The 21,257-nt window shown below is 63.9% G+C and carries 20 protein-coding genes and 2 tRNA genes; 18 read left to right on the top strand and 4 right to left on the bottom strand.

The features are described from left to right. Positions 1-71 precede the first annotated feature (71 nt). The 12 genes from pstC to V7778_RS04750 all read left to right on the top strand — a co-directional run bounded on the left by pstC (position 72) and on the right by V7778_RS04750 (position 13,322). On the top strand, positions 72-1,097 hold the full coding sequence (gene pstC / locus V7778_RS04805; protein WP_335552300.1) for a phosphate ABC transporter permease subunit PstC: 1,026 nt from the start codon (positions 72-74) through the stop codon (positions 1,095-1,097). Then, a complete protein-coding gene (gene pstA, locus V7778_RS04800; RefSeq protein ID WP_335552298.1) occupies positions 1,097-1,957 on the top strand; it encodes a phosphate ABC transporter permease PstA in 861 nt (286 codons plus the stop codon). Before pstC ends, pstA begins: the two co-directional genes overlap by 1 nt. Positions 1,958-1,987: 30 nt before the next feature. Next, positions 1,988-2,773: a phosphate ABC transporter ATP-binding protein PstB gene (gene pstB / locus V7778_RS04795; RefSeq protein ID WP_335552296.1), complete on the top strand. Its 786-nt coding sequence runs from the start codon at positions 1,988-1,990 to the stop codon at positions 2,771-2,773. 36 nt (positions 2,774-2,809) lie between these two features. Further along, positions 2,810-3,523, top strand: a complete 714-nt coding sequence (gene phoU / locus V7778_RS04790; protein ID WP_335552294.1) for a phosphate signaling complex protein PhoU — start codon at positions 2,810-2,812, stop codon at positions 3,521-3,523. Positions 3,524-3,525: 2 nt separating this feature from the next. Beyond that, positions 3,526-4,212, top strand: coding sequence for a response regulator (locus V7778_RS04785; RefSeq protein WP_335552292.1), 687 nt, complete (start codon positions 3,526-3,528; stop codon positions 4,210-4,212). 238 nt (positions 4,213-4,450) lie between these two features. Continuing rightward, entirely contained in the window at positions 4,451-5,743 is a 1,293-nt protein-coding gene (gene phoR / locus V7778_RS04780) for a phosphate regulon sensor histidine kinase PhoR (RefSeq protein ID WP_335552290.1), read from the top strand. A 441-nt stretch (positions 5,744-6,184) separates the two neighbouring features. After that, a complete protein-coding gene (locus tag V7778_RS04775) occupies positions 6,185-7,102 on the top strand; it encodes a patatin-like phospholipase family protein (protein ID WP_335552288.1) in 918 nt (305 codons plus the stop codon). Between the two features lie 11 nt (positions 7,103-7,113). Continuing rightward, complete coding sequence (locus V7778_RS04770) at positions 7,114-7,521, top strand: GlcG/HbpS family heme-binding protein (protein ID WP_335552286.1); 408 nt, start codon at positions 7,114-7,116, stop codon at positions 7,519-7,521. A 327-nt stretch (positions 7,522-7,848) separates the two neighbouring features. After that, positions 7,849-9,012, top strand: coding sequence for a glutamine-hydrolyzing carbamoyl-phosphate synthase small subunit (gene carA / locus V7778_RS04765; RefSeq protein ID WP_335552284.1), 1,164 nt, complete (start codon positions 7,849-7,851; stop codon positions 9,010-9,012). Beyond that, positions 9,013-12,243: a carbamoyl-phosphate synthase large subunit gene (carB, locus tag V7778_RS04760; protein ID WP_335552281.1), complete on the top strand. Its 3,231-nt coding sequence runs from the start codon at positions 9,013-9,015 to the stop codon at positions 12,241-12,243. 120 nt (positions 12,244-12,363) lie between these two features. Further along, positions 12,364-12,837 carry a transcription elongation factor GreA gene (gene greA, locus V7778_RS04755; RefSeq protein ID WP_211521376.1) on the top strand — a complete coding sequence of 158 codons (474 nt, stop codon included), beginning with the start codon at positions 12,364-12,366 and terminating at the stop codon, positions 12,835-12,837. Beyond that, positions 12,837-13,322, top strand: a complete 486-nt coding sequence (locus V7778_RS04750) for a DUF4149 domain-containing protein (RefSeq protein WP_335552278.1) — start codon at positions 12,837-12,839, stop codon at positions 13,320-13,322. Before greA ends, V7778_RS04750 begins: the two co-directional genes overlap by 1 nt. A gap of 245 nt (positions 13,323-13,567) precedes the next feature. Here the strand turns inward: V7778_RS04750 and yhbY are convergent, their stop codons facing one another. Beyond that, the gene (gene yhbY, locus V7778_RS04745; RefSeq protein ID WP_335552275.1) at positions 13,568-14,038 is read right to left on the bottom strand and encodes a ribosome assembly RNA-binding protein YhbY; all 471 of its coding nucleotides are present in this window, start codon (positions 14,036-14,038) and stop codon (positions 13,568-13,570) included. Positions 14,039-14,080: 42 nt separating this feature from the next. Here yhbY and V7778_RS04740 point away from each other — a divergent pair, with 42 nt between their 5' ends. The 6 genes from V7778_RS04740 (at position 14,081) to V7778_RS04715 (ending at position 19,513) form a co-directional block, all read left to right on the top strand. Continuing rightward, a complete protein-coding gene (locus V7778_RS04740) occupies positions 14,081-14,761 on the top strand; it encodes an RlmE family RNA methyltransferase (protein ID WP_335552273.1) in 681 nt (226 codons plus the stop codon). 189 nt (positions 14,762-14,950) lie between these two features. Next, positions 14,951-16,837 (top strand): ATP-dependent zinc metalloprotease FtsH, encoded by a 1,887-nt coding sequence (ftsH, locus tag V7778_RS04735; protein WP_335552271.1) that lies wholly within the window; start codon positions 14,951-14,953, stop codon positions 16,835-16,837. A gap of 70 nt (positions 16,838-16,907) precedes the next feature. Further along, positions 16,908-17,756 (top strand): dihydropteroate synthase, encoded by an 849-nt coding sequence (gene folP / locus V7778_RS04730; protein WP_335552269.1) that lies wholly within the window; start codon positions 16,908-16,910, stop codon positions 17,754-17,756. 28 nt (positions 17,757-17,784) lie between these two features. Then, positions 17,785-19,125 carry a phosphoglucosamine mutase gene (gene glmM / locus V7778_RS04725; RefSeq protein ID WP_335552267.1) on the top strand — a complete coding sequence of 447 codons (1,341 nt, stop codon included), beginning with the start codon at positions 17,785-17,787 and terminating at the stop codon, positions 19,123-19,125. A gap of 99 nt (positions 19,126-19,224) precedes the next feature. Continuing rightward, a tRNA-Pro gene (locus V7778_RS04720) sits at positions 19,225-19,301 on the top strand. A 135-nt stretch (positions 19,302-19,436) separates the two neighbouring features. Beyond that, positions 19,437-19,513 (top strand) — tRNA-Arg (locus tag V7778_RS04715). Positions 19,514-19,598: 85 nt separating this feature from the next. On the opposite strand, the gene V7778_RS04710 is transcribed toward V7778_RS04715, so the two are convergent. The 3 genes from V7778_RS04710 to V7778_RS04700 are packed head-to-tail and all read right to left on the bottom strand — an operon-like array spanning position 19,599 to position 21,151. Further along, entirely contained in the window at positions 19,599-20,663 is a 1,065-nt protein-coding gene (locus V7778_RS04710; protein WP_335552265.1) for a tyrosine-type recombinase/integrase, read from the bottom strand. Further along, positions 20,656-20,883, bottom strand: a complete 228-nt coding sequence (locus V7778_RS04705; RefSeq protein ID WP_335552263.1) for a DUF4224 domain-containing protein — start codon at positions 20,881-20,883, stop codon at positions 20,656-20,658. The genes V7778_RS04710 and V7778_RS04705 overlap by 8 nt, the downstream gene beginning before the upstream one ends. 1 nt (position 20,884) lies before the next feature. Then, positions 20,885-21,151 (bottom strand): hypothetical protein, encoded by a 267-nt coding sequence (locus V7778_RS04700; protein ID WP_335552261.1) that lies wholly within the window; start codon positions 21,149-21,151, stop codon positions 20,885-20,887. Positions 21,152-21,257: the final 106 nt, after the last annotated feature.

The raw sequence follows: 21,257 nt of genomic DNA, 5'->3' as shown, positions 1-21,257 counted from the left end.
CCCACCGCATAGCGCAAGGGCCGGCAACCATGCCGGCCCTTGCGTGCGCCAGCAAGATTGACAAAAAAACCATGAGCGTACATCCAAGCGTCGCCCTCAACGAACTGCCCGGCGGGGCCGCCGCCGAAGCCGACGCGCGCCAGGCAGCCGCCCTGCGCGCCACCATGCGCAAGCAGCGCATGCAGGACTTCCTCTTCCATAAAATCACGCTGCTGTTCGCGGCCTCGGTGCTGCTGGTGCTGGTCGGGATCATCGTCTCGCTGGCGATCGGCGCGGCCCCGGCCTTCAGGGAATTCGGCGCCGGCTTCGTCACCCGCGTCGAGTGGGATCCGGTGGGCGACCAGTTCGGCGCCCTGATCGCCATCTGGGGCACCCTGGCGACCTCGCTGATCGCCCTGGCCATCGCCTTCCCGATCAGCTTCGGCATCGCCCTGTTCCTGACCGAGATCTGCCCGGTGTGGCTGCGCCGACCGATGGGCACTGCGGTCGAGCTGCTGGCGGGCGTCCCCTCGATCATCTACGGCATGTGGGGCCTGTTCGTGTTCGCGCCCCTGTTCGCCGACCACGTCCAGCCGCTGCTGAAGGAAACCATCGGCCAGGTCCCGGTGATCGGCCAGCTGTTCCAGGGCCCGACCATGGGTATCGGCATCCTCACCGCGGCCCTGATCCTGGCCGTGATGATCATCCCCTTCATCTCGTCGGTGATGCGCGACGTGTTCGAGATCGTCCCGACCGTGCTCAAGGAATCGGCCTACGGCCTGGGCTGCACCAAGTGGGAAGTGGTGCGCAAGGTCGTGCTGCCCTATACCCGCAACGGCGTGGTCGGCGGCGTGATGCTGGGCCTGGGCCGCGCGCTGGGCGAGACCATGGCCGTCACCTTCGTGATCGGCAATGCGCACGACCTGTCCTGGTCGCTGTTCTCGGCCGGTAACTCGATTTCCTCGACCCTGGCCAACGAATTCGCCGAGGCCGCGACCACCATGCACTCGTCTTCGCTGTTCGCGCTGGCCCTGATCCTGTTCGCGATCACCTTCATCGTCCTGTCGGCCGCCAAGCTGATGCTGGCTGGTATGTCGCGCAAAGAGGGCACCAAATAATGAACACCATCGCCAAGAACCCCGTCTACCGCAGGCGCCTGCTGGCGCACCGCGCCGGTATCGTCCTCTCCGTGATCGCCATGGCGATCGGCCTCGGCTTCCTGTTCTGGATCCTGGCCACCTTGCTGATCAACGGCTTCGGCGCCTTGTCCAGCACCCTGTTCACGGCCGACACCCCGGCGCCGGGCAGCGAAGGCGGCGGCCTGCGCAACGCCATCATGGGCAGCGTGATGATGGTCGGCCTGTCGACCCTGGTCTCGACCCCGATCGGCATCCTGGCCGGCATCTACCTGGCCGAATACGGCGACAACAACAAGTTCGCCAGCGTGACCCGCTTCGTCACCGACATCATGCTGTCGGCGCCCTCGATCGTGATCGGCCTGTTCGTGTATGCGATCTACGTCGCCAACGTGCAGCACTTCTCGGGCTACGCCGGGACCATCGCGCTGTCGCTGATCGCGGTGCCGGTGGTGGTGCGCACTACCGACAACATGCTGCGCCTGGTGCCGAACTCGCTGCTCGAAGCCGCCTACGCCCTGGGCGCGCCGCACTGGAAGGTGGCCATGACCGTGCGCCTGCGCGCCGTGAAGGCCGGCGTCGTGACCGGCGTGCTGCTGGCCCTGGCCCGCATCTCGGGCGAGACCGCGCCGCTGCTGTTCACCGCCCTGAACAACCAGTTCTACAGCAACGACATGAACGCCCCGATGGCCAACCTGCCGGTGGTGATCTTCCAGTTCGCGATGAGCCCCTACGACGACTGGCGCTCGCTGGCCTGGGGCGGCGCGCTGCTGGTGACCTTCACCGTGCTGCTGCTGAACATCCTGTCGCGGACCCTGTTCAGCCAGAAGACCCCGCGTTAATCTATCCTGACTACTGTGATGACCCAACCTATGCCTACTTCGGCCTTGAACGCCGCCGCCAAAGCGAAGACGATCGAGATCTCCGGCCTGAATTTCTTCTACGGAAAGACGCAGAGCCTCAAGAACGTCAGCCTGGATGTCCACGACAAGCAGGTGACGGCCTTCATTGGTCCTTCGGGCTGCGGCAAGTCGACCCTGCTGCGCACCCTGAACCGCATGTACGACCTGTACCCGGGCCAGCGCGCGGAAGGATCGATTCTCTACCGCGGCCGCAACATCCTGGAGCCGGGTGTCGACGTCAACATGCTGCGCGCGAAGGTCGGCATGGTGTTCCAGAAACCAACCCCGTTCCCGATGTCGATCTACGACAACATCGCCTTCGGCGTGCGCCTGTACGAGAACCTCTCCAAGGGCGAGATGGACGAGCGCGTGGAATGGGCGCTCAAGAAGGCGGCGCTGTGGGAAGAAGCCAAGGACAAGCTGAACAAGAGCGGCCTGTCGCTGTCGGGCGGCCAGCAGCAGCGCCTGTGCATCGCGCGCGGTGTGGCGGTCAAGCCGGACGTGCTGCTGCTCGACGAGCCGACGTCCGCGCTGGACCCGATCTCGACCGCCAAGATCGAGGAACTGATCAGCGAGCTGAAACAGGACTACACGATCACCATCGTGACCCACAACATGCAGCAGGCGGCGCGCTGTTCCGATTACACTGCCTACATGTACCTGGGCGAGCTGGTCGAATTCGGCGAGACCGACCAGATCTTCATGAATCCGGGGCGCAAGGAAACGCAGGACTACATCACCGGCCGATTCGGTTGATCTGGCTGATTCTGACAAAAAGATACGGAGTGTGTAATGACAGGCGAGCATTCATCCAAGCAGTATGACCAGGAGCTGGAAGCGATTCGTTCCAAGGTCCTGCTGATGGGCGGCATGGTGGAATCCCAGTTCGACGAAGCGCTCGAGTGCTTCCGCGTGGGCGACAGCGTGCGCGCCGAGCGCGTGATCGCGGAAGACCAGTCGGTCAACCAGCTCGAAGTCTCGCTCGACGACGCGTGCAGCCACCTGATCGTGCGCCGCCAGCCGACCGCGAACGACCTGCGCACCGTGATGGCGACCATCAAGGTGATCACCGACCTGGAACGCATCGGCGACGAAGCCACCAAGATCGCGCGCATCGCCCGCAGCCTGCACGAGCGCGGCGCGGGGTCTTTCAACCACTACGACATGATCCGCACCATCTCCAAGGCCACCTGCGAGCTGCTGCACGACGCCCTGGACGCCTTCGCGCGCCTGGACGGCAAGCAGGCCTTGCAGCTGATCGCGGCCGACGAAGTGGTGGACCATGAATTCCGCACCATCATGCGCAGCCTGGTGACCTTCATGATGGAAGACCCGCGCACGATCTCGAACGCGCTCGATACGCTGTGGGTGGCCAAGGCCATCGAGCGCATCGGCGACCATGCCAAGAACATCGCGGAATACGTGATCTACGTGGTCGAGGGCCGCGACATCCGTCACAGCAAACCAGGTGTGGCCAACCCGGCGCTCGAACAGCCGGGCGCTTGAATATGGCGGACAATACCAATGTGCTGGTGGTGGAAGACGAACCGGCGATCGTCGAGCTGGTGAGCTATTCGCTGCGCGAGGCGGGCTGGGACATCCGCAGCGCCGACACCGCGCAAGGCGCCTGGGAGAGCATCAGCCGCGGCAAGCCGGACCTGGTGCTGCTGGACTGGATGCTGCCCGACCAGAGCGGCCTGCGCCTGCTGGCGCGCCTGCGCGCCGACCGCGACTTCCAGGACATCCCGGTGATCATGCTGACCGCGAAGAGCATGGAAGAGGACAAGATCGCGGGCCTGAACAACGGCGCCGACGACTACGTCACCAAGCCGTTCTCGCCGCGCGAGCTGCTGGCCCGCTCCCGCGCGCTGCTGCGCCGCAAGAGTCCGCACCTGGCCGAAGCCCCGCTGCGCGCCGGCGCCGTCATCCTCGATCCGAACAGCTGCACGGTGGTGGTGGAGGGACAGCAGATCGACATCGGCAATGCCGAGTACAAGCTGCTCAAGTTCCTGATGGCGCACCGCGAACGCGTCTTCTCGCGCGCCCAGCTGCTCGACAAGGTGTGGGGCGACCATGCGGTGATCGAGGAGCGGACGGTCGACGTGCACGTGCTGAGGCTGCGCAAGGCGCTCAAGGCGGCCGATGGGCTGATCCGGACGGTGCGCAGCGTGGGGTATATGCTGTCGGAGAAGTAATCGGGTGAATGTAGGGTGCTTGGGATGCATGCAGAACTTGGCCGGAACAATGCCAGTGGCATTGTTCCGGCCTTCACCGGAACGAGGGGTTACCGTTAGTTGCCAGCCCATGAGTTGCCAGCCCATGCTCCGTCATTCCGGCGAAGGCCGGAATCCGAGGTTGCCGACCCACCGCTTCGCCTCCTCGCACCACGAAGGCTCAACATCGCCCACAATAGCGTTTTCTTAAAAGACCGCGATGAACCCCAAACTCCTGTTCTGGGTCCCGGCGCTGCTGCGCCTCGGCCTCGTCTTCGCCGCCGCCGGCCTGGCCTGGTGGTGGTTCGGCCCTGTCGTCGCCCTGGCCCTGGCCCTGGCCGGCGTGGTCGCCGCCTTCTTCGTCCAGCTCTCCTACCTGTACGAACTGGGCGAATGGCTGAACGAACCCCACAGCTCGCGCCTGCCGGACGGGTGGGGCGCCTGGACCGATGTCTTCGCGCGCCTGTATAGGCTGCGGCGCGAGGACGAGCGCAACCAGGCCGAACTCTCCGAATGGCTGGCGCGCTTCCGCCAGGCCATGCAGCTGCTGCCGGAAGGCGTGGCGATCATGGACGACGTCCTGTTCCTCGAATGGTGCAACACCGCCGCCGAGCGCCACCTGGGCCTGACCATGGAGCGCGACAAGGGCCTGCGCGTGACCAACCTGGTGCGCCACCCGGACTTCATCGACTACATCATCCTGGGCCGCTACGAGCAGCCGCTGACCTTGTCCTTCCGCGGCCGCAAGCTCGAATGCCGCATCATTCCCTTCGAGAACCGGCGCCAGATCCTGGTGACCCACGACGCCACCGACACCGAGCGCGTCGAAGCGATGCGGCGCGACTTCATCGCCAACGCCTCGCACGAGCTGCGCACGCCGCTGACGGTGATCGTCGGATTCCTCGAGATCGCCATGTCCGACCCCGGCATCGACGTGGCCACGCGCACCGCGCACCTGAAGCTCATGACCGAGCAGGCCCAGCGCATGCAGCGCCTGATCCAGGACATGCTGACCCTGTCGCGCCTGGAATCCGACGACTTCCCGCTGCGCCGCGAGCGGGTCGACATCAAGGAGATGGTCGAATCGGTGGCGGAAGAAGCCCGGGCCCTGTCGAACGGCCGGCATCAGGTCGAGGTGCGGGTCGACGGCCCCGACGTCATGGGCAGCATGGAAGAGCTGCGCAGCGCCTTCGCCAACCTGGCCTCGAACGCGGTCCGCTACTCGCCCAACGGCGGCACCATCCGCCTGCGCTGGACCCGCGGCGAGAACGACCTGCGCTTCCAGGTGACCGACTGCGGCATCGGCATCGAACCCTCCCACATTCCGCGCCTGACCGAACGCTTCTACCGCGTCGACAAGAGCCGCTCGCGCGAAACCCAGGGCACCGGGCTGGGCCTGGCCATCGTCAAGCACGTCCTGCTGCGCCACGGCGGCCGCCTGACGATCAGCTCCGAGCCGGGCAAGGGCAGCACCTTCACCGCCTCGCTCCCCAATACCACGCTTCCCGGCTAAGCCATGTCGATTGGGGTCAGAGTCGAATGACGGGCAACTTTGGGGAATTGCCCAACAATTCGACTCTGACCCCAATTAAAAATCGCCGGTGGCCTGTACTCCTGGGCCGACGGCGGCTCGGTACGCCGCCCGGATAGACTCTATGGATCCAGCCGCAGTCTCGGCCGGCCGGCGGACCGTCAAAATCAAATAGGGTCAGAGTCGAATGAATGGGAAATAGTGAGAAATTGCCCAACAATTTGACTCTGACCCTCATTTGTTTGTGGGGTTAGATCCTCTTGGTAAATGGGGTCAGAGTCGAATTGTGGGAAATATGTGGGAATTGCCCAACAATTCGACTCTGACCCTCATGGATGGCGCATGGATGGGAGAAGGAGGGCGGGTGTGCAGTTGGCGGACTGGTCGGGGTACAATCTGGCCTGATTCTTTTCGGCATTGTCTATGTTCTCTCGTCGTACTTCCCTCATCGCCTGCGGCGCGCTCTTGCTGGCCGCCTGCGGCAGTACTCCGACCACGCCGCCGGCCGCGCCGGTCGCACCGGTGGTCCAGGCGGCACCGCTGCCGCCCAAGAAAGTCCGCATCGGCCTGGCCCTCGGCGGCGGCGCCGCGCGCGGTTTCGCCCACATCGGCGTCATCAAGGCGCTCGAGGCCCAGGGCATCGTTCCGGAAATCGTGGTCGGCACCTCCGCCGGCTCGGTGGTGGGCTCGCTCTACGCGTCCGGCCTGAGCGGCTTCGCGCTGCAAAGGACGGCCATGCGGATGGACGAGGCCACGATCTCGGACTGGGCGTTGCCTTTCTTTAACCGCTCGTCGGGCGTGCTGAAGGGCGAGGCGCTGCAGAACTACGTGAACAAGGCGATCGGCAACGTGCCGATGGAGAAGCTCAAGCTGCGCTTCGGCGCCGTGGCGACCGACCTCAAGACCGGCCAGCCTATCCTGTTCAGCCGCGGCAATACCGGTATGGCGGTGCGCGCCTCGAGCGCCGTGCCGAGCCTGTTCCAGCCGGTCAGCATCGGCGGCAAGACCTATGTCGACGGCGGCCTGGTGGCCCCGGTGCCGGTGCGCTTCGTGCGCGAGATGGGCGCGGACTTCATCATCGCTGTCAACATCTCGAGCCAGACCGAAGGCGCGGCCACCGCCAGCTCGCTCGACGTCCTGATGCAGACCTTCAGCATCATGGGCCAGCGCCTGAATTACTATGAACTCAAGGAAGCCGACGTCGTGATCACCCCGGACCTCGGCAACATGGGCTCGGCCGACTTCAACAGCCGCAACCTGGCCATCCTGGCCGGCGAGCAGGCCGCCGCCAGCGTCATGGCGCAGATCAAGGCCAAGCTCAAGGCCAAGCAGCAACCTTAACGAGGACCACCATGCAGACGAAACCCTACCTGACCCTGGCCGACGCCAGGACCATCGCGGCGGCGGCGGAAGCCGAAGCCCTCCGCAACAACTGGGCGGTGAGCATCGCCATCGCCGACGACGGCGGCCACCTGCTGTGGCTGCAGCGCCTGGACGGCGCGCCGCCGGTGTCCGCCCACATCGCGCCGGCCAAGGCCAATACGGCCGCGCTGGGCCGCCGCGAATCGAAGATCTATGAAGACGTGATCAACAATGGCCGCATGTCCTTCCTCAGCGCCCCGACCATCGAGGGCATGCTGGAAGGCGGGGTGCCCGTCATCGTCGACGGCCATGTGATCGGCGCGGTCGGGGTGTCGGGCGTGAAGTCGAACGAGGATGCCCAGATCGCCAAGGCCGGCATCGCGGCCCTCGGCGCCTGAGCCGCCACGCTGTCGTCGAAGGCGCCTGCGGGCGCCTTTTTTATTGCAGAGCGTTTTATTGCATATGGGAAGTAAAAGCGCGGTTTGCCGGGCCTTTCGGCCTCCCTGGCGTCGATTTTTGCCGCAGTTTTATAAAATTGCTGCATTGCCGAATAAGCCAATCCGCGCTATAATTTGGAAGTTTAACCATTCACACATCAGCCGTAGCGCCTACCCACCATCCCTCATTCAACTTGGCCTCCATGCCCTGGCAAAACACAGCTGCCCAGGACTATTGGATGTCGGTCTGACGTGGCGCAGCTACGGTAACTTTATTGGGAGTTACCCTTGCCGCCATTTTTTTCTGGCCCAGCCGTCCCAGCCGTCCTGGCTCTCGCAGACGGAACAATCTTCAAAGGAATTTCCATTGGCGCTGCCGGCCATACGACCGGCGAAGTGGTGTTTAACACCGCGATCACCGGCTACCAGGAAATCCTCACCGACCCCAGCTATTCGCGTCAGATCGTCACCCTGACGTACCCGCACATCGGCAACTACGGCGTGAATCCCGCCGACGTCGAAGCGTCCAAAGTCCACGCCGCAGGCCTGATCATCCGCGACCTGCCGCTGCTGGCATCGAATTTCCGCTCCACCCAATCGCTGTCGGACTACCTGAAGCAGGAAAACGTGGTGGCCATCGCCGGCATCGATACCCGCAAGCTCACTCGCATCCTGCGCGAAAAGGGCGCACAGGGCGGCGCCATCCTGACCGGCAGCGCCGGCGCCGAGCCGTCGCCGGCCCAGGCGCTGGAGCTGGCGCGCTCCTTCCCGGGCCTGGCGGGCATGGACCTGGCCAAGATCGTGTCGGTGACCGAGCCGTATGAATTCACCGAGACCGAGTGGAAGCTGGGCGAAGGCTTCGGCAAGCAAACCAATCCCAAGTACCATGTGGTCGCTTTTGACTACGGCGTCAAGCGCAACATCCTGCGCATGCTGGCGGAGCGCGGCTGCAAGGTCACCGTGCTGCCGGCCCAGGCCACCGCCGCCGACGCGCTGGCCCTGAATCCGGACGGCGTGTTCCTGGCCAACGGCCCGGGCGACCCGGAACCCTGCGACTACGCGATCAAGGCCTCGCGCGAGCTGATCGAGAAGGGCATCCCGACCTTCGGCATCTGCCTCGGCCACCAGATCATGGCCCTGGCCTCGGGCGCCAAGACGATGAAGATGAAGTTCGGCCACCACGGCGCGAACCACCCGGTGCAGGACCTCGATTCCAAGAAGGTCCTGATCACCTCGCAGAACCACGGCTTCGCCGTCGACCCGGACACCCTCCCGGCCAACTGCCGCGTGACCCACGTCTCGCTGTTCGACGGTTCGCTGCAGGGCTTCGAGCGCACCGACAAACCTGCCTTCTGCTTCCAGGGCCACCCGGAAGCCTCGCCCGGCCCGACCGACGTCGCCTACCTGTTTGACCGCTTCATCAATCTGATGCAAGCCGCGGAGAAGAACTAAATGCCAAAACGTAGTGATATCAAAAGCATCCTGATCATCGGCGCGGGTCCGATCGTCATCGGCCAGGCGGTCGAATTCGACTATTCGGGCGCCCAGGCCTGCAAGGCTCTGCGCGAAGAAGGCTACAAGGTCATCCTGGTCAACTCGAACCCGGCGACCATCATGACCGACCCGGAAACGGCCGACGTCACCTACATCGAGCCGATCACCTGGAAGGTCGTCGAGCGCATCATCGACAAGGAACGTCCCGACGCGATCCTGCCGACCATGGGCGGCCAGACCGCGCTGAACTGCGCGCTCGACCTGCACCGCAACGGCGTGCTGGACAAGTACAAGGTGGAGCTGATCGGCGCCACGCCGGAAGCCATCGACAAGGCCGAGGACCGCGCCAAGTTCAAGGACGCGATGACCAAGATCGGCCTCGGTTCGGCGCGCTCGGGCGTGGCCCACTCGATGGAAGAATCCTGGGCGGTGCAGCGCGAGCTGGGTTTCCCGACCATCATCCGTCCGTCCTTCACCATGGGCGGCAGCGGCGGCGGCATCGCCTATAACGAAGAAGAATTCGAAGCGATCTGCAAGCGCGGCCTGGAAGCCTCGCCGACCAACGAGCTCCTGATCGAGGAATCCTTGCTCGGCTGGAAAGAGTACGAGATGGAAGTGGTCCGCGACAAGAAGGACAACTGCATCATCATCTGCTCGATCGAGAACCTGGACCCGATGGGCGTGCACACCGGCGACTCGATCACCGTCGCGCCGGCGCAGACCCTGACGGACAAGGAATACCAGATCATGCGCAACGCGTCGATCAACGTCCTGCGCGAGATCGGCGTCGACACCGGCGGCTCGAACGTGCAGTTCGCGATCAACCCGAAGGACGGCCGCATGATCGTCATCGAGATGAACCCGCGCGTATCGCGTTCCTCGGCGCTGGCATCGAAGGCCACCGGCTTCCCCATTGCAAAAGTTGCGGCCAAGCTCGCAGTAGGTTTCACGCTGGATGAGCTGCGCAACGAGATCACCGGCGGCGCGACCCCGGCCTCGTTCGAGCCGTCGATCGACTACGTGGTCACCAAGATCCCGCGCTTCACCTTCGAGAAGTTCCCGACCGCCGACAAGCACCTGACCACCCAGATGAAATCGGTGGGCGAGGTGATGGCGATGGGCCGCACCTTCCAGGAATCCTTCCAGAAGGCTCTGCGCGGCCTGGAAGTGGGCGTGGACGGCCTGAACGAAAAAACCCGCGACCGCGAAAAGATCGAGGAAGAGCTGGGCGAGCCGGGTCCGGACCGCATCTGGTACGTGGGCGACGCCTTCGCCCAGGGCTTCACCCTGGAAGAAGTGCACAACCTGACCAAGATCGACATGTGGTTCCTGGTGCAGATCAAGGAGATCGTGGACATCGAGCTGTGGCTCGAGACCCAGACCCTGGAAGCCCTGGACAAGCCGCTGCTCTACAAGCTCAAGCAAAAAGGCTTCTCCGACCGCCGCATGGCCTTCCTGCTGAAGACCACGCCGGAAGCCGTGCGTGCGCGCCGCCATGCCCTGGGCATCCGCCCGGTGTACAAGCGCGTCGACACCTGCGCCGCCGAGTTCGCGACCAACACCGCCTACATGTACTCGACCTACGACGAGGAGTGCGAGTCCAACCCGACCGACAAGAAGAAGATCATGGTGCTGGGCGGCGGTCCTAACCGTATCGGCCAGGGCATCGAGTTCGACTACTGCTGCGTGCACGCGGCCCTCGCCATGCGCGAAGACGGCTACGAGACCATCATGGTCAACTGCAACCCCGAAACCGTCTCGACCGACTACGACACCTCGGACCGCCTCTACTTCGAGTCGCTGACCCTGGAGGACGTGCTCGAAATCGTGGAACTGGAAAAGCCGGTGGGCGTCATCGTCCAGTACGGCGGCCAGACCCCGCTGAAGCTGGCGCTCGACCTGGAAGCCAACGGCGTGCCGATCGTCGGCACCTCGCCGGACATGATCGACGCCGCCGAAGACCGCGAGCGCTTCCAGCAGCTGCTGCAAAAACTCGGCCTGCGCCAGCCGCCGAACCGTACCGCGCGCACCGAGGCCGAGGCCCTGGCCCTGGCCCAGGAAATCGGCTACCCGCTGGTGGTGCGCCCGTCCTACGTGCTGGGCGGCCGCGCAATGGAAATCGTCCACGAGCAGCGCGACCTGGAGCGCTACATGCGCGAAGCGGTCAAGGTCTCGAACGACTCGCCGGTGCTGCTGGACCGCTTCCTGAACGACGCCATCGAAGTCGACGTCGACTGCATCTCGGACGGCGAAGCCACCTTCATCGGCGGCGTGATGGAGCACATCGAACAGGCCGGCGTGCACTCGGGCGACTCGGCCTGCTCGCTGCCGCCTTACTCGCTGTCGCAGGAGACCATCGCCGAGCTGAAGCACCAGACCTCGCTGATGGCCAAGGCCCTGAACGTGGTCGGCCTGATGAACGTGCAGTTCGCGATCCAGCAATCGGAAGTCGACGGCAAGACGGTCGATACCGTCTATGTGCTGGAAGTGAACCCGCGCGCCTCGCGCACCGTGCCTTTCGTTTCCAAGGCCACCGGCCTGCAGCTGGCGAAAATCGCGGCGCGCTGCATGGTGGGCCAGACCCTGGCCCAGCAAGGCATCACCCAGGAAGTCGTGCCGCCGTTCTACAGCGTCAAGGAAGTCGTGTTCCCCTTCGTGAAATTCCCTGGCGTGGACACCATCCTGGGACCGGAGATGAAGTCGACCGGCGAAGTGATGGGGGTGGGGAAAAGCTTCGGCGAAGCCTTCGTGAAGTCGCAGCTGGCGGCCGGCATCATCCTGCCGAAGAGCGGCGTGGTGTTCCTGTCGGTGAAGGCCTCGGACAAGCCGCGCGCGGTGGGCGTGGCGCGCGAACTGGTCAAGCTCGGCTTCTCGCTGGTGGCCACCAAGGGCACCGCGGCCGTGATCTCGGCCGCCGGCATCCCGGTGCGTCCGGTGAACAAGGTGCTCGAGGGCCGTCCGCACGTGGTCGACATGATCAAGAACCGCGAAATCGTCATGGTCGTGAACACGGTCGAGGAAAAGCGTTCGGCGATCACCGATTCGCGCACCATCCGTACTTCGGCCCTGCAGTCGCGCGTGGTGACCTATACCACCATCGCCGGCGCGGAAGCGGCGATCGAGGGCATGGCGCACCTCGACGAACTGCGCGTGTACGATTTACAAGGCCTGCATAAAACCTTAAACTAAGCGCCAAGTAGTACCCGCTTAGCAGTTAGAAAACCACAGAGCTCGCGCGGCAGTGCGCCGTGTGCCTCTGTGGTTTTCACTTGTTGGGTACGTCCCTGCTAACGAACGAAACAGAGATCCATGAACACTCCATTGACCAAATACGGCGCCGAACTCCTCAAGGAAGAGCTGCACCAGCTCAAGACCAAGGAGCGCCGCATCGTGATCGACGCGATCGCCGAGGCGCGTTCGCATGGCGACCTGTCCGAAAACGCCGAATACGATGCCGCCAAGGAGCGCCAGGCCTTCGTCGAAGGCCGCATCGCCGAACTCGAAGGCAAGCTCAGCACCGCCCAGATCATCGACCCGGCCACCCTGGACGCGGAAGGCCGCGTGGTGTTCGCCTCCACCGTCGACCTGGAAGACCTGGAAAGCGGCCAGAAGGTCAGCTACCAGATCGTCGGCATGGACGAAGCCGATCTCAAGCTCAACAAGGTGTCGGTGACCTCGCCGATCGCGCGCGCCCTGATCGGTAAATACGCCGGCGACGTGGTCGAGGTGCAGGCGCCGTCGGGTCCGCGCGAATACGAGATCCTGGAAGTCCGCTACGTCTGATGGCCGGCAGCGCCTCCACTCCCGCCGCCAGTCCCGCCCGCGGCCGCGTGGCCGGCGCGCGCCTGCTGCTGGCCGCCTTGTGGGCGGGCAGCCTGTGGGCGCTCGGCTATGTCGCGGCGCCGGCGGCTTTCGCGGTCCTGCCGGGCAATCTGGCAGGGGACGTGGTGTCGCTGATCCTCACGCGCCAGGCCTGGCTGTCGATCGCCTGCGCCGTGCTGCTGCTGGTGCTGCTGCGCTTCTCGCCGGATCTGCTGCCTGCGAAGCGGCGCTTCCTGGGCGGGCTGGTGCTGGCGATGCTGGCCTGTACGCTCGTCATCTACGTCGGCCTGCAGCCGGCCATGGCGCATCTGCGCGAGCTGGCGGGGCCGGGCGGGGTGAGGACGTCGGCGTACTGGACGCAGTTCGCGGTGATGCATGGGGTGTCGCAGCTGTTTTATCTCGTGGAGAGCCTGCTGGGGGCCTGGCTGATCTTGAAGAGCCGCTGAAGCATCGGCACTCGGCAGCCCAATTCGTCATTCCCGCGAAGGCGGGAACCTAATTTTCTTGAATAGTGAGTTGTTCGGCTTGCACCGTCTATGGTGACAGGCAGCGACACGTGTTCTCGACGAACTTGGGCCCCCGCCTTCGCCGGGGTGACGGTTTTGCGGCTAGAGGCCGTCTCGAGGGCTGCTACGACTCGTCCAGGCGAAAAAAAACCGGGTTACCCCGGTTTTGCCTTGCGCGGCCCGCCTCACTTGTTCAGCGAATTCTTCTTGGTGCTGGCCTGGCGCGGCTTGGCGCGTTTGATGTTGCCGCCCGCCGTCACACGTTCATTCCCTTTGAGCATGACCTTGGTGACGCTCGGCTTCTTGGTGCCGCTGGCGCTGGCCTTGACGATGGTGACTTCGCGCATGCCCGGGCCGGACTTGCCGCTGCGTTCCTTGACCGCTTCCTTTTTCGGACGGTAGAGCACCAGCAGCTTGCCGATGTGCTGGACCGGCGACGCGCCCAATTCTTCGCAGATCTGTTCGTACATGGCGATGCGGGCTTCGCGGTCGTCGCCGAACACGCGCACCTTGATCAGGCCATGCGCGTCGAGACTGGCGGCGATTTCCTTCATGACGGATTCGGTCAGGCCCTCTCCACCGATCATGACGACGGGATTGAGTCCATGGGCTTCCGCGCGCAGTGCGCTGCGCTCGGCCGGAGTGAGTTTAAGCATAATATTTTTTGGAAGTACCTTTAAAAGCAGTATTCTACGCGAATGGCCAAGAACAAATTAAACAAAAACTGGTTGCACGACCACATTAACGATCCGTATGTCAAATTGGCACAGAAAGAGGGCTACCGCGCCCGTGCCGCCTACAAGCTCAAGGAAATCGACGAAAGCGAAAAGCTGATCAAGTCCGGCCAGGTCATCGTCGACCTCGGCTGTACTCCAGGGAGCTGGGCCCAGTACACCCGGCGCAAGCTGGCGGGCAAGGAGGGCGGCGGCATCCACGGCACCATGATCGGCCTCGACATCCTGCCGATGGAGCCGGTGTCCGACGTGCATTTCATCCAGGGCGACTTCCGCGAGGAAGCCATCCTCGACCAGCTCGACGAGGTGCTGGCCGGACGCAAGGTCGACGTCGTCCTGTCGGATATGGCGCCGAACCTGTCCGGTATTCCGCATGCCGATGCGGCGCGCATGGAACACCTGATCGACTTGGCGATTGAGTTTTCTCAAATGCACCTGAAGCCGGGCGGTGCATTACTAGTAAAGTGCTTCAAGGATATGGGCTTTACCCAGATCCTGGAAAAATTCAGGGATGAATTCCGCACCGTCAAACAGGTCAAACCGAAGGCCAGCCGCGATAAATCTTCCGAGATTTTCCTGCTCGGACGCGGTTTGAAGAACCCGGCCGGACTAAAAATGGGCGACGACGAGGGCGACGCCCCTTGATTTTTCGCGTGCAAGCCACACATCAGCCGCGTGAGGCGCGGAGTGCGCAAACGCTTGCATATGCATGTCGTCCTTGAATATATGGCATTTCAGCACTATTGCGGGCGTAGCGTGGCGGCGTCGGCTTATTGCGGTTAAAATCGCCGTACTGTAATCGGTAGAGATGCGCATCGCATCGGAGGAGTCTTCGTGAATAATATGTTTTCCAAATCCGCCATCTGGGTGGTGGTCGCACTGCTGCTGTTCATGCTGTTCAAGCAGTTCGACACCCATAGCGTGGCTGGCGGCAGCAAGACCATCGCTTATTCCGAGCTGCTCGACGATGTGAAGGCGCGCCGCATCAAGGACGTCGTGATCGAGGGTTCGAACATCACGGCGACCCGCACCGACGATTCCAAGGTGCGCGCCACCGCGACCATCCTGGACCGCGGCCTGATCGGCGACCTGCGCGAAAACGGCGTGCGCTTCGACGTCAAGCCGCCGGAAGAACCGTCCTTCCTGCAGCAGGTCTTCATTTCCTGGTTCCCGATGCTGCTCCTGATCGGCGTCTGGGTCTTCTTCATGCGCCAGATGCAGGGCGGCGGCAAGGGCGGCGCTTTCTCCTTCGGCAAGTCGAAGGCGCGCATGCTCGATGAAACCAACAACACCGTGACCTTCTCCGACGTCGCCGGCTGCGACGAGGCGAAGGAAGAAGTGGGCGAGATCGTCGACTTCCTGAAAGACCCGACCAAGTTCCAGAAACTGGGCGGCCGCATCCCGCGCGGCGTCCTGATGGTCGGTCCTCCGGGTACCGGTAAGACCCTGCTGGCGCGCGCCATCGCGGGCGAAGCCAAGGTGCCGTTCTTCTCGATCTCGGGTTCCGACTTCGTCGAGATGTTCGTCGGCGTGGGCGCGTCGCGTGTGCGCGACATGTTCGAGAACGCCAAGAAGCATTCCCCCTGCATCATCTTCATCGACGAGATCGACGCGGTCGGCCGTCACCGCGGCGCCGGCATGGGCGGCGGCAACGACGAGCGCGAACAGACCCTGAACCAGCTGCTGGTCGAGATGGACGGATTCGAAGCCTCTTCGGGCGTGATCGTCATCGCCGCCACCAACCGCGCCGACGTGCTCGATAAAGCGCTGCTGCGCCCGGGCCGTTTCGACCGCCAGGTGATGGTGGGCCTGCCGGACATCCGCGGCCGCGAACAGATCCTCAACGTGCACATGCGCAAGGTCCCGATCGGCACCGACGTCAAGGCCGACATCCTGGCGCGCGGCACCCCGGGCTTCTCGGGCGCCGACCTGGCCAACCTGGTCAACGAGGCCGCGCTGTTCGCCGCGCGCCGCAGCAAGCGCCTGGTTGAGATGATCGACTTCGAGGACGCCAAGGACAAGATCTTCATGGGCCCGGAACGCAAGTCCATGGTCATGCGCGAGGAAGAGCGCCGCAACACCGCCTACCACGAGTCGGGCCACGCGGTGGTCGCCAAGCTGCTGCCGAAGGCCGATCCGGTCCACAAGGTCACCATCATGCCGCGCGGCTATGCCCTGGGCCTGACCTGGCAGCTGCCTGAGCACGACAACCTGTCCGGCTACAAGGACAAGATGCTCGAAGAAATCTCGATCCTGTTCGGCGGCCGCATCGCCGAAGAGATCTTCGTCGGCCAGATGTCGACCGGCGCCTCGAACGACTTCGCCCGCGCCACCAAGCTGGCCCGCTCGATGGTGACCCGCTTCGGCATGTCCGAGAGCATGGGCGTGATGGTCTACGAAGACAGCGAGAACGACGGCTTCTTCGGCGGCAGCACCAAGACCATTTCCGAGGCGACCCAGCAGAAGGTGGACGCCGAGATCCGCGCCATCCTCGACACGCAATACGCCCTGGCGCGCCGCCTGCTCGAGGAAAACCGCGACAAGGTCGAAATGATGACCAAGGCGCTGCTCGACTGGGAAACCATCGACGCCGAGCAGATCAACGACATCATGGCCGGCCGCGAGCCGCGCCAGTCGAAGACCAGCATCCTGACCAAGCGCAACCCGCCTGGCGACAGCGGTCCGGGCGGCGTGGCCCCGAACGCCACCGCCCCGGCCTGATGCGCTGATCGTTCTTCCCAAAAGGCATCCTCCCGGATGCCTTTTGCTCGTTAACGCTTCCCACTCCTGTATGTCCAAGAACCTGCACTGCGGCCGCTTCAGCTTCCCGCTCGACGGCCCGGACGCGCGCTTTCCCGTCGTGATGGGAATCCTGAACGTCACTCCCGATTCCTTCTCCGACGGCGGCCGCTACCAAGGGTTGGAATTCGCCATGTCGCACGCCGAGGAGATGATACGCGACGGTGCGACCATGATCGACATCGGCGGCGAGTCGACCCGTCCCGGCTCGCCCAGCGTGCCCCTTGGCGAGGAACTGCGGCGCGTGATGCCCGCCCTGTACGCCCTCAAGACCCTGGACGTGGCCCTCTCGGTCGACACCTGCAAGCCGGAAGTCATGCGCGAAGCCCTGGTCGCGGGCGCCGACATGATCAACGACATCAACGGCTTTCGCGCCCCGGGCGCCCTGGAAGCTGTGCAGGACGGCGACTGCGGCCTGTGCATCATGCACATGCAGGCCACGCCCCAGACCATGCAGCAGGCGCCCCAGTACGCGGACGTGGTTGGCGAGGTGATCGCCTTCCTCCGCGAGCGGGTGAACGCGATGACGGCGGCCGGCATCGCGCGCGATCGCCTGTGTGTCGATCCGGGCTTCGGTTTCGGCAAGACGGTCGAGCACAACTACGCGCTGTTGCGCCAGCTGGGCCGCATCCGCGACGAGCTGGAGCTGCCGGTGCTGGCCGGCATGTCGCGCAAGTCCATGGTCGGCGCCGTCACCGGCCGCCCGGTCGAGCAGCGCGTTGCCGGCAGCATCGGCGCGGCATTGGCTGCGGTAGCGCATGGCGCTAGAATTGTGCGTGTGCATGATGTAGCAGACACCGTCGATGCCCTGAAGGTCTGGCATGCGGCGACCATCGATTAATCACGGAAAAGAAAAGAAGAGAAGAAGAATGGCACGCAAATATTTTGGTACCGACGGTGTGCGCGGACTCGTGGGAGTCGCGCCGATCACCCCCGACTTCGTCATGCGCCTCGGCTACGCCGCCGGCAAGGTGCTGGCGAAAGGGGCCAAGTCGACCAGCGGCCGCCCCGTGGTCCTGATCGGCAAGGACACCCGCATTTCCGGCTACATGCTGGAAGCCGCGCTGGAAGCGGGCTTCTCGGCCGCCGGTGTCGACGTCATGCTGGCCGGCCCCATGCCGACCCCGGCGATCGCCTACCTGACCCGCGCGCTGCGCCTGCAGGCCGGCGTCGTGATCTCGGCCTCGCACAACCCGTTCCAGGACAACGGCATCAAATTCTTCTCCGAGCATGGCACCAAGCTGCCCGACACGGTCGAGCTCGAGATCGAGGAAGCGATCGACCAGCCGATGGGCTGCGTCCCGTCGGACAAGCTGGGCCGCGCGACCCGCCTGCGCGACGCCCAGGGCCGCTATATCGAATTCTGCAAGGGCACCTTCCCGAACGAACTGGACCTGCGCGGCCTGAAGATCGTGGTCGACAGCGCCCACGGCGCCGCCTACAACATCGCCCCGCACGTGTTCCACGAACTCGGCGCCGAAGTGGTCTCGATCGGCGCCCAGCCGGACGGCTTCAACATCAACGCCGGCGTCGGCGCCACCGCGCCCAAGGCGCTGTCCGACGCGGTCGTGGCCAACAAGGCCGACCTCGGCATCGCGCTGGACGGCGACGCCGACCGCCTGATCATGGTCGACGCCCAGGGCCGCATCTATAACGGCGACGAATTGCTCTACGTGATGGTGCGCGACCGCATGGCGACCGGCCCGGTGGCCGGCGCCGTCGGCACCCTGATGACCAACATGGCGCTCGAAGTGGCCTTCAAGCAAATGGGCATCGGTTTCGCCCGTGCCAAGGTTGGCGACCGCTACGTGCTCGAAGTCATGAAGGAGCGCGGCTGGCTGCTGGGCGGCGAAGGTTCGGGCCACCTGCTGGCCCTGGACAAGCACACCACCGGCGACGGCATCGTCTCGGCCCTGCAGGTGCTGTCCGCGCTCAAGCGTGAGAACAAGAGCCTGGCCGAATGCTGCGCCGAGCTCAAGCTGTATCCGCAGACCCTGATCAACAAGAAAGTTCCGGCCGGCTTCGACTGGACCAAGGACGCGGCCCTGGTGGCGGAGAAGGAAGCGGTCGAACGCGAGCTGGGCGACAGTGGCCGCGTGCTGATCCGCGCCTCGGGCACCGAGCCCCTGGTGCGCGTGATGGTGGAAGCCAAGGAAGCCGACCTTGCCGAAAGCATGGCGCGCCGCATCGCGGACAAGCTGGCGGCTTGATTAGCGTAAAGTACGATCGAGGCCCGTGATTGGCTCCAGCGGCTTCAATCGTATCCGGGTTGGCGCTTCGTCTTCATCGGGAGTATGATGAAGTCATGTCGGAGTGTAGCGCAGCCCGGTAGCGCACCTGCTTTGGGAGCAGGGGGTCCAAGGTTCGAATCCTTGTACTCCGACCACCCAACAAACAAGGCAGGCCGTCCAGGACGGCCTGTTTTTTGTACGCCCCTCGCTTGCGCGCCGTGCAGTCTGCAGCGCAGTTTGCCATGTTGCAAGCCCCCGCCCGGCGCGCTATAGTAGCGCCTCTCTTCATTCCGCCCTTAGCTCAGTTGGATAGAGCAACAGCCTTCTAAGCTGTGGGTCGGGGGTTCGATTCCCTCAGGGCGGGCCAAATCCTTGAGTGTTTTCATGGCCTTATGCGCCGTGGAGACTGATCAAAAAGTAGGCACTGCGTTATTCAAACACGCTTGCGTTATTCAAACGCGGATTTTGCCCGGTTGGACTCGCTCAGGGAGGCGTCGATAGACCCTTTGCGTGATCTGGCTATCGGCATGGGCGAGTAGGGCGCGGGCATGTTCTAGGGTCTCGGCATCGCTCGCGCATTTGGCGCGCAAGTCGTGCTCAGTGAATCGCTCCTTGACTTTGGTTTCGTCTAAGACACGTGCCATAAACCGCTGCCACATCGAGTCCCATCCGCTGGCCGTGCCTTTCTCCTCATCGAAATAGCCTTCTCCCTTGCGCGTGCAAAACAACCAGGGTGAGATGTCGACCGGCCGGATGGCCTTGGCTGTGGCGACTGCCTCTCGTAGTTCAGGGGTCCATTCGATGATCAGGCGCCGGCCGCTCGATCCTTCGGTTTTGCGCGGGGTGACGTGAATCCCATCTTCCCGCAGGTCCGCGCAAGTAAGCCGGAGCGCATCACCGCGTCGGAGTCCGGTCAGTAGCTTGAGGCGGATATACGCCTGAATCATCGCCACGCTGCCCTTCGTGCGCTTACTGTCGAGCGAGAGGCACTCAACAATCTCCCAGTCCTCGACGTAGCGATCACGCGGCTTCTCACCGGCCAGGCGCACTTCGCCCTTGAACGGGTGGCGGTCGATGTAGCCCCATTCGACCGCCTTCGTGAACGCGTGCGATAGGACGTCAATGGCACGGTTCGCTGCAACAGGTGCTGCACGGCGCTTGTCAGCGTATTGATAGACGTGCTGCGGGCGGATCCAAGTTAGTGGCGCCTCTCCGAATACAGCCTTCAAGCTTCGGACGGCGCGGTTGTTCTCCACTTGGGTCCGAGTGCTCTTAGTCGGGATAACCTCCAGGGCGTAGCGATCGAGCAGGGCGCCGATAGTCTTGGCGCCATCGACTTGCTCCAGGCGGCGGGCCCACTCGGAGTATGCCTCTGGCAAGCTGGCGCCGAGACGGAACTTCCGCTTACCATCCCAGCGATCCTCAAGGCCTCGCGGCACCTGATAATAATAGGCGCCGTGCTCTGATACCCAGCGAGCAGGCAGGCCTACATTCTCCTTCCTACGTTTCCTAGGCATTCAAGCCATCCCAGTTTGGTTGATAGTCCTTGGTCTTCTTCGCTGACTCGAGCGGTGCCCCAAAGACCTTCTCGACGTGCCGGCGGAGGACCGCCAAGCTGCCGTCCGCCCGCTCGCGAAACTCGATCCCCATCGAGCGAAGCATTTTGACCTGGGCGCGACGCTGCACCCGCTCGGTCATGTTATGGATCTCGTCCGCGGACAGAAACATATCAGACATCTCAATCTCCTTCCTTTTTTCCTTCAGCACCGCCCTTATGGGAGGCGCCGGCTTCCATGTCATCGGGCTTGCCTTCGCCGCAATGGCCGCACCACCAGACGCCGCAGCCGGGCTCATCAGGGTCTTCGCGGTAGTTCGTCGGCCATTCGGCCTCGGGCAGCAGGACGGTACTGCCGATTATCTTGTCGCCCGCGTGGCGGTGCGGCCCTACGCCGTAGTAGGGGACGCATGGTGCGCCGTCAGGATCGGTGCAGTATTCGCAGCTCATGCACTCTCTCCCTCATCCCCGTCATGATGGGCAGCACGAGCGGCGTCGATGCCCGCGCGCTTCACGATTTCGAGCCACATTGCCCTGTTGGATTGCAAGCATTTCG

The sequence above is a fragment of the Massilia sp. DD77 genome (genome assembly GCF_036961685.1).
Taxonomy (GTDB): domain Bacteria; phylum Pseudomonadota; class Gammaproteobacteria; order Burkholderiales; family Burkholderiaceae_D; genus Telluria.
Note: the sequence above shows the minus strand (reverse complement) of the source record. Positions and strands in the feature narration are given on the sequence as shown.

Excerpts from the sequence above, each read along its gene's own strand:
- yhbY (WP_335552275.1), bottom strand. The coding sequence starts at position 14,038 with ATGCTTAAACTCACTCCGGCCGAGCGCAGCGCACTGCGCGCGGAAGCC.
- V7778_RS04705 (WP_335552263.1), bottom strand. The coding sequence starts at position 20,883 with ATGTCTGATATGTTTCTGTCCGCGGACGAGATCCATAACATGACCGAG.
- pstB (WP_335552296.1), top strand. The coding sequence starts at position 1,988 with ATGCCTACTTCGGCCTTGAACGCCGCCGCCAAAGCGAAGACGATCGAG.
- V7778_RS04770 (WP_335552286.1), top strand. The coding sequence starts at position 7,114 with ATGCAGACGAAACCCTACCTGACCCTGGCCGACGCCAGGACCATCGCG.
- pstC (WP_335552300.1), top strand. The coding sequence starts at position 72 with ATGAGCGTACATCCAAGCGTCGCCCTCAACGAACTGCCCGGCGGGGCC.
- V7778_RS04740 (WP_335552273.1), top strand. The coding sequence starts at position 14,081 with ATGGCCAAGAACAAATTAAACAAAAACTGGTTGCACGACCACATTAAC.
- V7778_RS04710 (WP_335552265.1), bottom strand. The coding sequence starts at position 20,663 with ATGCCTAGGAAACGTAGGAAGGAGAATGTAGGCCTGCCTGCTCGCTGG.
- V7778_RS04775 (WP_335552288.1), top strand. The coding sequence starts at position 6,185 with ATGTTCTCTCGTCGTACTTCCCTCATCGCCTGCGGCGCGCTCTTGCTG.
- pstA (WP_335552298.1), top strand. The coding sequence starts at position 1,097 with ATGAACACCATCGCCAAGAACCCCGTCTACCGCAGGCGCCTGCTGGCG.
- phoU (WP_335552294.1), top strand. The coding sequence starts at position 2,810 with ATGACAGGCGAGCATTCATCCAAGCAGTATGACCAGGAGCTGGAAGCG.
- phoR (WP_335552290.1), top strand. The coding sequence starts at position 4,451 with ATGAACCCCAAACTCCTGTTCTGGGTCCCGGCGCTGCTGCGCCTCGGC.
- carB (WP_335552281.1), top strand. The coding sequence starts at position 9,013 with ATGCCAAAACGTAGTGATATCAAAAGCATCCTGATCATCGGCGCGGGT.
- V7778_RS04750 (WP_335552278.1), top strand. The coding sequence starts at position 12,837 with ATGGCCGGCAGCGCCTCCACTCCCGCCGCCAGTCCCGCCCGCGGCCGC.
- folP (WP_335552269.1), top strand. The coding sequence starts at position 16,908 with ATGTCCAAGAACCTGCACTGCGGCCGCTTCAGCTTCCCGCTCGACGGC.
- greA (WP_211521376.1), top strand. The coding sequence starts at position 12,364 with ATGAACACTCCATTGACCAAATACGGCGCCGAACTCCTCAAGGAAGAG.
- V7778_RS04785 (WP_335552292.1), top strand. The coding sequence starts at position 3,526 with ATGGCGGACAATACCAATGTGCTGGTGGTGGAAGACGAACCGGCGATC.
- glmM (WP_335552267.1), top strand. The coding sequence starts at position 17,785 with ATGGCACGCAAATATTTTGGTACCGACGGTGTGCGCGGACTCGTGGGA.
- V7778_RS04700 (WP_335552261.1), bottom strand. The coding sequence starts at position 21,151 with ATGAGCTGCGAATACTGCACCGATCCTGACGGCGCACCATGCGTCCCC.